Source organism: Microvirga ossetica, from assembly GCF_002741015.1.
GTDB classification, from domain to species: domain Bacteria; phylum Pseudomonadota; class Alphaproteobacteria; order Rhizobiales; family Beijerinckiaceae; genus Microvirga; species Microvirga ossetica.
The window spans coordinates 1,092,344-1,107,537 of sequence record NZ_CP016617.1 but is presented as its reverse complement, the minus strand read 5'-3'; the positions used below and the strand labels follow the sequence as shown (position 1 = coordinate 1,107,537).

Below are 15,194 nucleotides of genomic sequence, written 5' to 3'. Positions count from 1 at the left end.
CCTCTCTCCACGCAGGCCTTCATCATGTGCCGCCTTGAGCCGGCATCAACTTGCAGCATCGCGACGATGGCCAAGGTGCCCCACAGCCGCGCGCGGCCGGTTTTCACGCCCGGGGTGAGCCACGGGTCCCAAACGGTCACAAGGCTGTCCCAAGCGATCAAGCACGGCCCTCCGGCCGCGCTAAACTGATGCGATGGAACTGCCGTCCCCCCACCGGGCAGACCTGCCCCGATCGCGTCATGGCCGACGACCGCTCACCGAGGAGGTGCAGCGCTCGCTTCGGGTCAAACTCATCCGGGATACCTGTACGTCTGACATGGTCGCCAGCCTCTACGCGGTGTCCCGCCGGACCTTGTACCGACACCTGAAAGCCGAAGGCGGCACGTTTCGGCAGGTGGCCAATGAGGTCCGCTGCGAGATTGCCTGCATGCTGCTCGCCGAGACGGACCTGACGCTCAGGCAGATTGCTGAGATCCTGAACTACTCCGAGATCAGCGCCTTCAGCCGGGCCTTCCGGCGCTGGTCGGGTCAGCCCCCGTCGGTCTGGCGCAGCAGTCATCGCGCGCGTGCAGGACGGTCACGGCGTCGCCGAGCTTGAGCCTGGCTTCGTCCAGGAGGGCGACCAGCCCTCAAACGGGCCTTCTGCGAAATTTCGCTCATGTACCCGGAACGTCTTCAAATGGCAGATTTCGTTGAAAAAGTCCTCGTGACCGGCGCCGGATCGTGATTCCCTGATGAGGCATTCTCGGCAGGAGGATCGGGCCATGATGGGCGAGCGTCTGGTGATGCAGGAGAGCCTGTTCTACACGTTCCGGCTCGAGGATCATGTCCCGCCCGATCACCTGCTGCGTTCCATCGACTGTTTCGTCGACTGCTCTGAACTTCGCCAGCATCTGGACGGCTTCTACAGCACCACCGGACGGCCCTCCGTTGATCCCGAGCTGATGATCCGCATGCTGCTGATCGGCTATTGCCTCGGTATCCGCTCCGAGCGACGTCTGTGCGAGGAGGTGCACCTGAACCTGGCGTATCGCTGGTTCTGCCGCCTGGGGCTGGAGGGTAAGGTGCCCGACCACTCCACCTTCTCCATGAACCGGCACGGGCGCTTTCGCGACAGCGATCTCTTCCGCCATCTATTCGAAGCGGTGGTGCAGCGCTGCCTGGACGAGGGACTGGTGGGTGGCGAAGGCTTTGCGGTCGATGCCAGCCTGATCCACGCCGATGCGAACAAGCAGCGCTCGCTGGCCGGATCCGACTGGAGGGCTCAGGACCACCCGCAGGCTGCCCCGCGAGCGGTGCAGGAGTATCTCGCCACCCTGGACGAGGCCGCCTGGGGTGCAGCGACAGACGTTGAGCCGAAGTTCGTCTCACCCTCCGACCCGGCGGCTCAATGGACCGGTGCGATGCGCGGCCCGGCGTTCTTTGCTTATGCAGACAATTACCTCATCGACCTCAAGGCCGCCGTGATCGTGGATGTCGAAGCCTCCCGGGCCGTACGCCAGGCCGAAGTGGGGGCTGCCCGCACCATGCTGGAGCGCGCGGCCGAGCGCTTTGGCCTCAAACCCGAGCGGCTGGCCGGCGACAGTGCCTGTGGCTCGGCCGAGATGCTGCATTGGCTGGTGGACGAACAGAAGATCGACCCGCATATCCCCGTCATCGACAAATCCGAGCGCCAGGACGGCACCTTCTCGCGATCAGACTTCACGTATGATCTTGAGACGGACACCTACATCTGTCCTGAGGGCAAGATCCTGACCACCAGCGGCCGGATTCTGAATGAGGGCACGAACAGGCTTTTTCTGGGCAGCACCTTCGACTGTAGTCCGTGTCGGCTGAAGGAGCGCTGCTGCCCGAACACGCCAGCCCGCAGGATCACGCGCAGTATCTATGAGCATGCCCGGGAGGTCGCGCGCTCATTGAGAGGCACGCCGGCCTTCGAGCGGTCGCGGCAGGGTCGCAAACGCATCGAGATGCTGTTTGCCCATCTCAAGCGGATCCTGAAGATGGGACGTCTGCGGCTGCGTGGTCCGTGCGGGGCTCAGGATGAGTTCCTGCTGGCAGCAACCGCCCAGAATCTGAGAAAGCTCGCCCAGCGGATCCTGCCAACAGGGCCTCAGATGACCCAAGGAGCCTGAGAAGACCCGAAGGGCACACCTCACCTCAGGCTCAACTTCAACAAAGCAACCTTCGTCGCTGTCCCAGCCCGTCTGAATGCCGACTTTTTCAACGAAATCGGCACACCTGAGACGTTAGCCGGAGGGCAGCAATCCTCACATAAGCAGACGTTCAGAAAGAATCAGGAATTTCGGCCCCTAACCCTTTGCTGACGATTGCGGCTGTTCAGATCGCCACGGATGGTGCCAATGGACATTGGCGGACGAACCACCGCAGCTTTCGAAGGCTTGCTCCCTTCTTTCGATGAATGATCGTCGGCGTCCCCACCGATGCTGCCGCGCTCAAGCAGAAGATGGCACGCAGGTTATGCGCGCCGGACTTTCAGAGTGATTTGACAAGTAAGACGAAGAGAGCATTCACCAATGCTTTGAGGCCTACTCTATCCTCCGTCGCACTTAATTCCGTCCGATCGAGGGGCCGTCATAGCGTAGTCCAAATAGGCGCGACAGCCGCCTAGTGGCTCGATGGGTGGCAAGCCAAGTTCTCCGCCGTGACCAAGCGAGTAAGAGCGGCAGAGAGACGCCCGCCGGCGGAACCTTGATTAATCGCTTGAATTCTACCTCACTCATGGCGCCTTTCAGGCCATTGCAGTCTGCGCACGCGGCCGCCAGGTTGTCTCGGCTGTGCTTTCCGCCCTTCGCCTGCGCGATCCGATGATCGGCTGTCGCCACGCGGACTGTGAGCGGGCAATAGCAGTAGAAGCAGGTGTGCCTTTGAGCCCTTAGAGCGTCGCCACGATGCATCACGTAGAACGCGCGGTTGAGCCCAGTCGGCTTCTTTGGCGGAGAAGGGGCCTGTGACGGTGTTTCCTTGGACTGCGTCAGCGCCACAGACGGGGCGGACGTCTTTGCCTCCTTCGATCGCTTAGGTAGTCGCTTGACGATGAAACGATCCCCAGCCTCGGCCATCACGAGATCAAAGTCGTACGAAGGCTTGTGCCGCTTGACGATATGGGCCCAGAGAGACCGGAAGCCACCTGTGTCGACAGCACAATACGGGCATCGGTAGATTGTCATGCTGTAGCGCTTCTCGCGTTACCGGAGCGTCTAGAAAAATTTCATGTCCACTGTCTCTCCTTTAGCCTGATCAGATCCGCTATGCCAACATCCCGCCTCGCATCAACAGCGCCTGTCACTCAGTGAAACACGCCACGCACCTCATCGCGAATGCGAGCCAGCAATTCTCTGAGTGGGTCTAAGATGGGGTTTCGTTACACGAGCTTTCGTCTCCGCATCGCCAAGAGGTCCGCCTGAAGATCGATTTCTCCTCTCCCGATCATCCGCACAACCGACCGGTAGTATCCACCGGCATTTCGGATGCGGTTTCGTCCGCTCGTAACATCATCGTCATAGAGTTGTAGGACGTAGATGACAGCGGCTGCCGCTGAAAAATCACCAATGGTCCGGACAGCCTCATCCCATGTGCTGGGATGGGCTCCTAACGAAGCTCGCAAGTAGCGGCCAGCCGAAACAACATCGGCAGCATCTCTGATCGGATGCCCATAGTAGGAGATCACGGGACAAGCCTCGGCCACCAATCCCGGTGCGATCTGCGGAGAACACGATGGAGCGCTTACGTCATGGGTAGGCGCGCGAAGAGCATTGTCACAAGTTTCACTAGGAAACCCGTTCTCTGCTTCAATGTGCCGGCATTTTGTGCCGTCACAGCCTGCCTTGTAGAAGGCTTCCTCAGCAAGGTGTCTTGCCTCCCTCCAAGCGTCGATCAGGCCGTCAGGAAGAGACGATCCGGATCGTTTGGGGGATCTCGCTTTCACGGTTTCCAAACGGTACTCCAGATCCGAGCGGTCAATGTCGGGGTAGTGTTGGGCAAGGGCGCTCAAGGCCTCTTCCGTTGCTCGGCGGCAAATTGTGATCTCGTCGAACCGCCGTTTGAGAGTGTCCTTGAGCCGCTTCTGCTCTGCAAGGCTCTCCGCCCATTCTTTGCGTCTGGCATAGACCGGCGTCAGGTCGAAGCCGAACGCGTCAATGACTTCACCGGCTTCATTGCGGATGGCGTATCGCTTGCCGTTCGGCGAGTCCTTCGGGATCACGAGCTGCAGGTCGATCATGGCGCGGATGGCGTTGCGGATCGCGCGCTCGGACAGCCCGGTGGTCGCCACTAGACGGGCGTTGGATGGCCACACTAGGAGCCGGTCTGCCGTTTGCTCACCCCAGCATGCCACCAGCTGACCCAACACGATGCGCTGGGTGGCGCTGAGCCGGAGCGCCTTTTCAGCGTCCCGAGCTGCGGCCGAGAGTTCCTTGCGCGTCACAGTGTGCTCGGTTTCGAGCACGAGTCTTCTCGCGGCCAGAGCGGCATGTCTCAGCCGCCGGCCTCCTGACGATGCGAGTTGCATCGCGTCCCTCCAATGTGAGGGCAAAGCGGGAGCGTTCACCGAAACCGATGTTCTTGACAGTCAGCTTGTCGGGATGGCATAAGGAAGGTGCTTAAGTTTCCATACGCCCACCCCTCGGTGGGTCTCCAAAGGCCCTCGAAGTTTCCAGCTTCGTGGGCCTTTTGCTTTGCCTGGCCTTAGTTCACGGGTTGCTTCTCCTGTTCGAAGAGGGCTGCGGGAGTTTCGGAGCAGACTGCCTAGGCGGACGGAGCCTCAGTGAGGACGTTGGTCCCGCCATCGACGTTCGTGAGCGCCAACACGTCAGGCTCCCACCGACCTACCGGGACGATAGGCCTGTGGGAGCGCTGCTCTTGTGGCGCAAAGAACTGGAGCCTGCGCACCCGCTCTTCTCGCAACCGTTCAAGAGATGGCTGATTCGATGTTGCGTGTGGAGTCGATCTGAAATGATTGAGCGATTGTTAACGCAGATCGCATTGGAAAACTGAAACTGCAGGATTCTTGAGGTCGAAAGCGGCGAGTCGAAAGAAAGATAAAAGTTCTGCCTTGACTCTGCGAGAATCGCTTTTGACTCTGGGGGGCTGCTGGATGCGCTAAGATCATTGTCACTGCGGCAGTGCCACACAGACTCGAAATCATCATTCATCATCTTGAATACTATCAGTGTCGATGAAGGCCGATTGGGGCTACCAAGCGTCAGGCTGACAGCCATCACTTGCGATTGCAGGCGAGGAGCTCTGTCCGTCTGCTTGTCTCGCCGTGGTCATTGTGACGCTAGAGCATCGGACAGGAACGCGGATTCAACGGGTTCACTTTGGGCGGGAGCTGTGATTCCCTTCTGACCAGGAGGTGGATCATGACCCAGAGCTACTCTCTCGATCTACGCGTGCGCGTGGTGGCGTTTGTGGAAGCGGGTCACTCTTGCCGGGCCGCGGCGCGCCACTTTGGGGTCAGCGACAGCTTCGCCATCAAGCTGCTTCAGCGCCAGAAGACGTCCGGATCGCCCACTCCGGCGCGACAGGGCCGTCCACCCGGACGCCGGAGGCTTTCGCCCTACGAGACGTTTCTGATCCAAGCCGTCGAGGCCAAGCCGGACATCACCATGCCCGAACTCGCGGCTCGGCTGCTGGAGGAGCATGGGATCGTCGCCGCCCCGGCCACTCTCTCGCGGCTGCTGTGCCGGCACGGCTTCACCTATAAAAAAGCCCAGATGGCCGCGGAATGCGCACGCGCCGACGTGCGTGAGGAGCGCCGGGTCTGGCACACGCAGCGTCAGCCGCGGATGCGCCAGCAGCCATATCGGTTGGTGTTCTTGGATGAGACCTACGTCAATACCAAGATGACGCGCCTGCGCGGCCGGAGCTGCAGAGGTCAGCGCTTGCGCGCTGCAGCCCCCTTTGGCCACTGGAAGACCCACACCTTTCTGGCCGCGCTGCGCTGTCATGAGCTGAGTGCGCCGTGGATCATCGATGGCCCGATCACGCGCTCGGCGTTTGACATCTATATTGAGACGCAACTGGCGCCCACGCTGGTGAAGGGTGATGTGGTGATCCTCGACAACCTTGCGGTCCACAAGAGTGCGAGGGCGGCGGAATGTCTGAAGCAACGAGGTGCCTGGTTCCTGTTCCTGCCTGCATATTCGCCCGATTTGAACCCAATTGAGCAGGCTTTCGCAAAGATCAAAGCACACCTGCACAAAGCCGAAGCCCGAACCGTTGACGCGCTCTGGCGAGCTGTCGGCAACATCTGCAATCTGTTCGAGCCGCAGGAATGCTGGAACTATCTCAAGGCCGCCGGATATGCGTCCGTGTAATCGTCCGATGCTCTAATGGACCAACACTTTAGGCTTGACCAATGCTGGACGCTCAGATGAGTCTCTTTAGCAACAAAGCTTCGTTCGAGGGGCTAGGAACGAAGCAAACCAAAGAACATGATGTCTGCACCTGATACCGTCGCACCTGCCGCTGAGCGCCTTCACAATCTTCTGGGATACGTCGAGCAAGTGGTCCGGCTGGATGAGCGGCCAGCCCTGCGGCTGTCCGAGCATCGGCTTCCAACCGGACAGACCTTTGTGCTGCACCAGCACGAACTGCATGCCATGCCTGGGGTTCGTCACGATCTGGTGGACGAGGATGGCCCGGTGTGGCTTGCCGTGGAGCGGCTCCGGCGCAGTGATCCTCCCGCACCGCCAGAACAAGCCGCAGACTGGCTGGAGATCTCCCCCGATCCAGAGCGGGAGCCGAAACTCCGGGATTACATGCTTCGGACGGTAACGGAGACGGAACGGGACGACCTTCTGGCCTCCGGAGCCGTGCGCCCGGAGGATGTGGCGGAAGCCATCAAGAAGGACGAGACCATCCCCCGCTGGGATGTGCGCCTGCGCCTGGAGGATCGTCCTGACGTCAGGACCGCCGCCGAGACGTGGATCACCGAACAATGGCTGCCCTGGTCGGTGGCGGAACGTCCGGTTCGCCGATCGCTGGCGCTTTATCAAAAGCTCTTCGAGGTCACCCAGCTCGCCGAGCTCGGAGGCGGGGACAAATCCTTCGAGCTCGTTTGGGGCATGGGGCTCTCCCGCTGGCTCAGGGATGGCAATGAGGTCGACCTGCCTCTGGTCGAGCGTCTCGTGGAAATCGAGATTGACGATCTTGCCGGCGGTGAGATCAAGGTCCGCCCCCGCGCGGCAACAGCCAGCGTTAACATGCGTCCGTTTGAGGAACTCGGTGTCGAAGGGGCTTCCCTGGCCTTAGACGCGTCGCGCCGGGCGATCGCAGCGGTGGATGCGGATGAAGGTGTCTCACCTTACCGACGCGACGGGTTCGAGCCAGTCCTTCGCGCCTGTCAGGCCCGTCTGGATGCCGAAGGCGTGTATTTGCCCGATCGCCAGGCACTGGCACCCGACCAGCCGATGCCTGCGGCCAACGAACACCTCACCGTCTCAGATCGTTGGGTTCTGTTTGCCCGCAGACGGTCTGACAGCTTCATCCTGGCCGACCTCGAGAACCTGAAGAAGTCGGTGGAGAAGGCAGCCGAGGAAGGCTCTTTGCCAGGTCCGGCTCAGACCCTCGTGATGGGGCCTTCCACAGCACAGCCGAATGATATCTGGGCTCCATTGGGAAATCGCGTCGGCGAGACCGTTGGCGGCACAGCCGAGGCCGCACCTCAGACTGAAGCCACGGACCTCTTCTTTCCCAAGCCCTTCAACGATGACCAGATCGAGATCGTCCGGCGTCTGGAAGGCACCGATGGCATCGTTGTCCAGGGACCACCCGGCACGGGCAAGACGCACACGATCTCCAACATCATCTGCCACTACATGGCCACAGGCCGGCGGGTCCTGGTCGTGTCGCATGGCGAGCCCGCCCTTGCGGTCCTGCGGAGCCAGCTACCTGAGGGTGTTCGGGATCTTGCAATCAGCATCACGGCGACAGAGCGTGAAGGGTTCAAACAGCTTGAGACAGCCGTGCGCCTCCTGCAGTCGGTGGTCGAGAGCATCAGGCCCAGCGAGCAGTCGCGTCTGATCCGGGACCTGGAAGCCTCTGTTGTTGGCCTCCGGACCCGACTTGAGGAGGTCGACAAGGAAATCGAGCGGTTCGCGCTGTTGCAGCTCGCCCCAACCGCGGCTGACGAGCGGCCGGCGGAGCTTGCAAAACGGATTGTCTCCTCGGCAGAGCAATACAGGTGGTTCGAGGATCGCCCGGAGCAGTCCGCGCAGGATGCTGGTCTGTCGGACGATGAGATCTCCGCCCTCCGAGCGGCACGTGTGGCCCTCGGCTCCCGGCTCGAGCATCTGGATGCGGTGCTCCCGTCGGTTGAGGATCTGCCCGACGGAGAGGTCATTGCCCGGCTGCATGAGGACCTCGTCCGGTCCGAGCGCTTCGCGGAGGCGGCCGCACGGGATGGCTCGCTGACGATCCGCATTGGTTCGGCTGGTGCCACCGGGCAGGCGCTGCGAGGAGCCGAAGCCCTTGAGACCCTCCAGCGTGTTCAGACGCTCGCCAAGGCCAATCCCTGGCTTGAGCCGGTGGCTCAGCATGCGATTGCTGGTGAGCGAGGAGCCGGCGCGCTGGAACTGCTCCTGCAATTTGCGGAAGACGCGAAGCCGATTGTCGAGGAGCGGAAGCGCTACCTCGCCCAGCCGGTGGAACTGCCCGATACCTTCGAGCTCGCGGCCGTTGAGGCGACCACGTTGATCGGCCGCCTCGCCAACGGCGAGGAGGTGTTTGGCTTCTTTGCGTTTCGCGAGAAGGCACTCCGGCCGGTTGTGCAGGCCATCAAGGTGCAAGGGCGCACACCAGCGGCTCGGGAGGACTGGGATCACATTCGCCAATACCTCATCTGGCGGGAGCAAGTCACTTCATTGAGCGTACGGTGGCGGGCGCTGGCCGAGGAGATTGGCGCTCCGTCTGCAGGATCGGCGCGGGAGATCGAGCAACTCGTCGGCCTCCTGAATGCCATCCTCGTGGAGGGGGCCGGCGCTATGCGTGCGCTCGAGGAGGTATTCAGCCAAGTCGTACCTGGGGCGAGCTCGCCTCGGGAGCTCTGGCACGATCCTGCTCGGATGGAACATGCCGAGGCAGCGCTTCGGAATGCGGCGGCCTCCGCACGGCTCGCTGCCGCGCGCGTTGAAGTGTCCCGTCTTGAGGGGCTCTTCTCGGACGCATCAGGCAAGATCGGGAAACTGGCTCGTGACCTGCTGGGCGAGGCGATTGGCCGATCCGATATCGAGACGCAGAACGTCGCCCGCCTTTGGGGTGTTTTAAGGCGCCAGATCGATGACCTGAATCAGCACAAGAACCATCTGGCGCTTGTCCGTACCGTCACAGGCCGGATCCGCGAAGCAGGGGCTCCTCTTTGGAGCCGGCGTCTGGCCACAGAACCAGTCGAAGGCGAAACGGATACCTTGATCCCCGTCGACTGGCGTGAGGCATGGGATTGGGCCGCAGCCTCGGCTTATCTGGCGCGGATCGACGACCGGTACCGGCTGCGTAGCCTGGCCGAGGAACGGGTCCGCCTTGATGCTGAAATCAGAAAGACCTTCGAGCGGGTGGTGCGCGAGCGAACCTTCTATGAGCTTGGTCGGTCCATGTCTGGGCCTGTGCGGTCTGCCCTGATGATGTTCGCCACAGCCCTGCGCAAGACTGGCAAGGGCACCGGCAAAGGGGCTGTCCGGCACCGCCGCGACGCCCGCAGCGCCATGGCCCAGTGTTACGACGCCATTCCGTGCTGGATCATGCCGACATGGCGCGTCGCCGAGCAGTTACCGGGTGAGGTCGGCTCGTTCGACCTCGTCATTATGGACGAAGCCTCACAATCGGACATCCGTGAGGTCCCAGCGCTCCTTCGTGGCAAGAAGATCCTCGTGGTCGGTGACGACAAGCAGGTGAGCCCGACGGCTGCCTTCATCGAGAATGCGAAGATCGACCGCCTGGAGCACGGCTTCCTCAAAGGGCAGCCGTTCAAGACGCTTCTCCTTCCAGGAGCCTCGCTCTACGACCTCGCCAAGGTCATGTTCCCGGACAAGCTGGTCATGCTCAAGGAGCACTTCCGGTGCGTCGAGCCGATCATCCGGTTCTCTATGCAGTTCTACCCTGAACCCTTAGTGCCGCTGCGCGTGCCAACGGCGCATGAGCGGCTCAACCCGCCGCTCGTCGACATCTATGTGCCGGACGGGCGCCGCCAAGGGGATAAGCAGAACCCGCGGGAGGCGGAGATCATCGTCAGCGAGATCCGCAAGATCGTCGATGATCCCAGCCTTGCCCGCATCGAGGCACAGGACCGCTGGCGCACGATCGGCGTGGTATCGCTGATCGGAGCAAAGCAGGCTGCCCTCATTAACCGCATGCTTCTCGATGAGCTTGGGGAAGATGTGATGATGCGTCACCGCATAGCCTGCGGTGACAGCGCCACCTTCCAGGGCAATGAGCGCGACGTCGTCTTCCTGTCCATGATTGCTGATCCCAACAGCAAGCAGGCGCAAACGGCCGCCCAGTTTGAGCAGCGCTTCAACGTGGCGCTCTCCCGTGCCCGCGACCGTCTTGTGCTCGTTCGTTCGGTTCGTGAGCAGGAGCTAAAGCCCGATGACCTGAAGGCGCGTGTGATCCGCCATTTCCGTGACCCGATGTCCGGCGCGGCTACGCCGACGGGTGACCTTGAGGCATTGTGCGAGTCGGATTTCGAGCGCGAGGTGCTGCGCCGCCTTCTGGAGCGGGGATACCGGGTCACTCCCCAAGTCGGAGCTATGGGATACCGCATCGACCTTGTTGTCGAAGGAGCAAACGGACGGCGCTTGGCCGTCGAGTGTGATGGGGATCAGTATCATGGTCCGGAGCGCTGGGCGGACGATATGCGCCGTCAGCGCATTCTGGAGCGGGTTGGCTGGCGCTTCTGGCGCTGCTGGGCGTCGAGTTTCACACTCGATCCCAATGGATGCATGGACGATCTGTTCTTAACCTTGGAACGCAATGGAATTGAGCCAGGCGACGGTGCTGCCAATGGTGGTGTTTTTACAGCTCACATCACGGCGCCGGAGGCACATGCGAAAGGTGATACGTTCAAGTCAAGCGAGCCCGAGCAGAGAACCCAGCCTCCCACTCAGAAGTACAATGAGATAGACGGCAAAAGCGCTGAAGGGTTCACTGGCTTCTCCAATGGGATCCGCGTTGGTGATCGAGTTGTGATCAGATACCTTGATGACAACAAGACAGCGACATTCATGTTGAGCCCCACCCGTGACGATCTCACGAATGGCTTTCTGGCTGTAAACTCTCCGCTAGGGAAAGAGTTGGTCGGCCTGACTGAGGAGGACGAGACCGAATTCGAAGTGAACGGCCGTATGAGGCGTGTGCTCATTGTGCGAACCGAGAGGACGGTCGCAACTCACTAACATCCCAACCAGATATCCTCCTAAGTTCGTGTAGAACCGTTCCCACAAGGGCTGAGGTCCCGTAACAGGCTTCTTATACTCTCACATCCAATTGCATAATGATCATTAAAGGAGCACTGCGAGAATACCGCTGTATATATGAGTTGGTTTACAAATTCCGGTTCAGTTTAAACCGTCATAGTTACTTACGGAACCGGACTAGGATTGGTTTCGCTGAACCGTACCCTAACTGAACCAGGCGCTTGGCAACCTAGCGCCCGACTACAGGTTGCGGATCTGCATGTTGGAAGCCATGATGGCCTTCGGCCACCGTGGAAAAACCATGAGTTTCAGCAAGCGCTTACTCTTCGACAACCTGCCAGAGGATGCTCCGCTCAGAGAGCAGAGAGTTCAGATGGTACGGGCTGACATCGACCCATTCACCATCCGGGCTCGCGAGCGCCCAACATGGCCAAAGCGCAAAGTAGGTCGTGGAAGGCCAGATCCAGTTTGGAAGGGCGCACTTGACGCTGCGATAAGAGAGCTTGGGATCGATCATCGAAACATCAACGGGGTTCACCGTTTCAAAACGTTTGAGGATCGCGACCGAGCTCATGAAGCGGCGGTTCTCGAATGGAACGCCAGGTGGGAGGCCCGGGAGAAAGCGTATCGGCCAGCCGACGCTGTGGAAACTTGATCTTGAGGTCAAGGACGTGGTGTCGGTGCCTGCCCATGCCCTACTTGGCACCCGGACCCTACCCCCTGGGTGGCAGTGCGCCGTGCCGTGCCGGGGCCACGTCCGACCCCGCTAGAAATTTTCGGCCGCGCCGAACTTTTGACCCTTACGCCTCACAGGTCATTCGCGGCCCGCAAGCCCCAAGCCACCACAACGTTCGAGCCCGATAGCCGATCGAGCCGCGCCGCATAGGCCTTATCGTCCTCATTGGCCTTTTGAGGATACTTCCCGACTTTGAGCAGGTATTTCAGCGCCACCTCATCGGGGCACCCGTACTGACGGATGAACTCCCGCACTAAGCCCATCGTCTGAGCGTCGATAGGCGGATAGCCTTTTATCATCGTCCCGCTGCTCCCACCGCCGGCTGATTCGGTGAACGACTATGCGGGCATTCAAAGTGAGTGGGAAGCGCACACTCCCTCTGACATGTGCGAATTGGAGCCCTATTAGCCTATGTTTTTTCGCACACCGAGACGGCCTAACCTCACGATACCGATCAGTGAGGAACTCAGGCGCAGCCGATATGGCCGAACTATTTCCCAACTACGCCGACGAAGATTTCTCGCCCGATCCTCCGACGCACGAGGAGATCGGGTTCGACCACATCGTTGAGTTCGACATCAGCCTCCTGAACCAGGCGGCCCGAGGTGAACACATTGCGTGGGCCCTCTCGAGCGCGATGGCTTCGATCATGTCGCGATACAGGCGGCGCAACGGCCTAAGGCCCTACCAGCGCCAACGGGACCGACTCCTGGCCGCTATCACCTCCGCTTACCTCACAGCAGATAGAACGCTTCCGCCACTCTGCCGACGGTCCATGATCTTCACGGGCATGGAAGCCCTTGCAGGCATAGTCACCTACTGGGCTGCGGACGACGAGCAGCGGGCCGTCTGGCCGCGGGACACATACGCCGACACCTGTGCCCACGCCCGGATCTTCCGAAACCAGCTCCACAACATCAGCCTGGCCGAAGAGATTGAAGAGCGCGCCCATCGGCGCCGCGCCGAGGTGATCCACTCGCTGCTGCAGACCGACAGCAACCCTTTACTGAAGGAAGGCAACGCAATGGCACCATCTGAAATGGGTCCCGAAAGTCACGCCCGCGAGCAATGCGACTTCCAAAATTCAGAGCCCGAAGGCCGCGCCGGCGCATCGGCAGCAGAGGACCCCATGCAATCCAAGGCTCAACTTTACGATTTCGATCTCGGCAGTGAGGCCGACGACGCTGATTGGAACAACAAATGACCCCGACAAAATATCAGCGCAGCTACAGCTTCTCCGGCTACCAGGCCACGAATCCGCGCCAGCCGCTCCCGGCACCGAAGGTCGACAACGAGCTCGAGAACATCGAGCAGTCGATCGGCGGGGTCATCGACGGCCTCAATGACGTGCGCCGATCCGACGGAAAGCTCAAGAACGGCATCGTGGGGCCCGAGGCTTTAGCGGCCGGCCTGAGTATCGGCTTCACTATGCGTGGAACATGGGGTTCGGGCGTGGCCTATTCGGCGGGTGACGGGGTCTACTTCGACAACGCGCTGTACTCTGCCCGTCAGGCCCATACCTCCGAGGTTGGCAGCACCCCGGCCATCGCGACGGAGCTGTGGCGCTTCCTTTTCAGTCTGGCTGATATCGTGATACCGGACGTAGCGCTCAGCGTGTCCGCTCAATATCCAACCCGAGCCGTCGCTGCAGCCTCCGCAATTCCCGAGGCAGCAGAAGCTATCCGGCTGGGTGGGTATCACAGCGCTGGCGACGGCGGCGAGGCCAGTTACAAAAAGCTCGGAGCGGCGCCGTCGCTGGCCAAGGCCTGGCACTTCCAGAGCGCAAACGGCGCCTGGTGGGAGCTGATCGGAACCAACATCAACATTCGCATGTTCGGCGCGATCGGAAACGGCACCGTCACTCCTATTGATGCTTCGACGGCAACCGCGGCTAACGACACTGCGGCCGTAAAGGCCGCGATCGATTTCGTTTCGGCAAAGGGTGGCGGCTACGTTGACATCCCGCCCGGCGTCTACTGCTGTGGAACTCTGACCCTCCGCACCAAGGTCATTCTGCGTGGCTCCGGAGAGGACGTCTCAGTCCTGCGCTTACGCAACGGGACCAATACGTCGCTGATCAAGGGCGAGAACGCAGATGCGCTTTTTGCTGCTCCGACAGCCGGCGGTATCTACAGCGCCGGCCTTATCGGCCTGACGCTGGACGGCAACTGGTTCAACAACGCTGGCGGATCCGGCGTCGAAGTGTTCGGCTACAGCAATATCTTCCGTGACGTCTTCATCACCATGTTCCGGGACCATGGGCTTCGGACAGAATGGACCCAAGGCGGGCCGCGGGGTGGTATCGAGAATCTCTACGACAATGTCTACATCGACACCGTAGGCAAGTACGGCTTCTGGAATGCCGGCCCGAACGACAGCAAGTTGAACAACGTCGTGGTGCTCGATGCCAGCCAGGCTGCCGATCACACCTACGAGGCCTTCCTGTTCGAGAAGTTCGCGCCGTCCCGGCTATCCAACTGTCACGCGAACAATCGCATGTATGGGATTGTCCAAACCCATATGGCAACGAATGGGTCTCTGGCCTTCCGGCATAATATCGCGCTTCACGATAAGTCTGGTGGGCTTCATATCTCATCCTCGCACTTCGAGGGCGCTTGGTACTGCAACGCGCTCTTCAAGGGGCCTGATACCTCTGTCGACGCGAGCTGCTATTTCTATGCGCCCTGGAATGGAAAGAACGTCATCATTAAGGGCGGCATCGTCTTCAACGGCAAGGTCAGCGGGCCGGCCTCGGGAGCGAGACGGCCGGCATCGAAGGGCATCCAGCTCGGCGACAACGAGAATGGCGCTAACAACGTCAACTTCGCGATCATCAATTCCCAGGTCAACGGCTGCGACCTTGGGGCGGTCGACTTCACCTACTGTGGATCCGGCAATCACGTCGTTATCCGCGGCTATGCCGAGGCAGGTCCGGGGAAGATCGGAACGGCTCCTGCTGGCAACTCGGTGAACATGGTGATCGGTGGCGCCGGAGGCGTGACCTACACGGCCTAATGCCGGCT

10 protein-coding genes are annotated in these 15,194 nt (G+C 60.8%); 6 read left to right on the top strand and 4 right to left on the bottom strand.

Annotated features, from left to right (window positions below; genetic code table 11):
- Nucleotides 1-193 precede the first annotated feature (193 nt).
- Both BB934_RS33310 and BB934_RS33305 read left to right on the top strand, forming a co-directional pair.
- Complete coding sequence (locus BB934_RS33310) at nucleotides 194-598, top strand: helix-turn-helix transcriptional regulator (protein WP_099514089.1); 405 nt, start codon at nucleotides 194-196, stop codon at nucleotides 596-598.
- A 166-nt stretch (nucleotides 599-764) separates the two neighbouring features.
- Nucleotides 765-2,135 carry a transposase gene (locus BB934_RS33305; protein WP_099514088.1) on the top strand — a complete coding sequence of 457 codons (1,371 nt, stop codon included), beginning with the start codon at nucleotides 765-767 and terminating at the stop codon, nucleotides 2,133-2,135.
- Nucleotides 2,136-2,570: 435 nt separating this feature from the next.
- Here the strand turns inward: BB934_RS33305 and BB934_RS51165 are convergent, their stop codons facing one another.
- The gene (locus tag BB934_RS51165) at nucleotides 2,571-2,918 is read right to left on the bottom strand and encodes an HNH endonuclease (protein WP_418294800.1); all 348 of its coding nucleotides are present in this window, start codon (nucleotides 2,916-2,918) and stop codon (nucleotides 2,571-2,573) included.
- Between the two features lie 467 nt (nucleotides 2,919-3,385).
- Nucleotides 3,386-4,531 (bottom strand): plasmid replication protein RepC, encoded by a 1,146-nt coding sequence (gene repC / locus BB934_RS33295; protein WP_099514086.1) that lies wholly within the window; start codon nucleotides 4,529-4,531, stop codon nucleotides 3,386-3,388.
- An 853-nt stretch (nucleotides 4,532-5,384) separates the two neighbouring features.
- Between repC and BB934_RS33290 the strand changes: the two genes are divergently transcribed.
- Together BB934_RS33290 and BB934_RS33285 are read left to right on the top strand one after the other, a co-directional pair.
- Nucleotides 5,385-6,341, top strand: coding sequence for an IS630 family transposase (locus tag BB934_RS33290; protein WP_099513636.1), 957 nt, complete (start codon nucleotides 5,385-5,387; stop codon nucleotides 6,339-6,341).
- A gap of 117 nt (nucleotides 6,342-6,458) precedes the next feature.
- Nucleotides 6,459-11,414 carry an AAA domain-containing protein gene (locus BB934_RS33285; RefSeq protein ID WP_099514085.1) on the top strand — a complete coding sequence of 1,652 codons (4,956 nt, stop codon included), beginning with the start codon at nucleotides 6,459-6,461 and terminating at the stop codon, nucleotides 11,412-11,414.
- A gap of 340 nt (nucleotides 11,415-11,754) precedes the next feature.
- On the opposite strand, the gene BB934_RS33280 is transcribed toward BB934_RS33285, so the two are convergent.
- Nucleotides 11,755-12,009 carry a hypothetical protein gene (locus BB934_RS33280; protein ID WP_099514084.1) on the bottom strand — a complete coding sequence of 85 codons (255 nt, stop codon included), beginning with the start codon at nucleotides 12,007-12,009 and terminating at the stop codon, nucleotides 11,755-11,757.
- A 233-nt stretch (nucleotides 12,010-12,242) separates the two neighbouring features.
- Nucleotides 12,243-12,470: a hypothetical protein gene (locus tag BB934_RS33275; RefSeq protein WP_099514083.1), complete on the bottom strand. Its 228-nt coding sequence runs from the start codon at nucleotides 12,468-12,470 to the stop codon at nucleotides 12,243-12,245.
- A 182-nt stretch (nucleotides 12,471-12,652) separates the two neighbouring features.
- On the opposite strand from BB934_RS33275, the gene BB934_RS33270 reads away from it, so the two are divergent.
- Nucleotides 12,653-13,375: a hypothetical protein gene (locus BB934_RS33270; protein WP_099514082.1), complete on the top strand. Its 723-nt coding sequence runs from the start codon at nucleotides 12,653-12,655 to the stop codon at nucleotides 13,373-13,375.
- Nucleotides 13,372-15,186, top strand: coding sequence for a carbohydrate-binding protein (locus tag BB934_RS33265; protein WP_099514081.1), 1,815 nt, complete (start codon nucleotides 13,372-13,374; stop codon nucleotides 15,184-15,186). The genes BB934_RS33270 and BB934_RS33265 overlap by 4 nt, the downstream gene beginning before the upstream one ends.
- Nucleotides 15,187-15,194 lie beyond the last annotated feature (8 nt).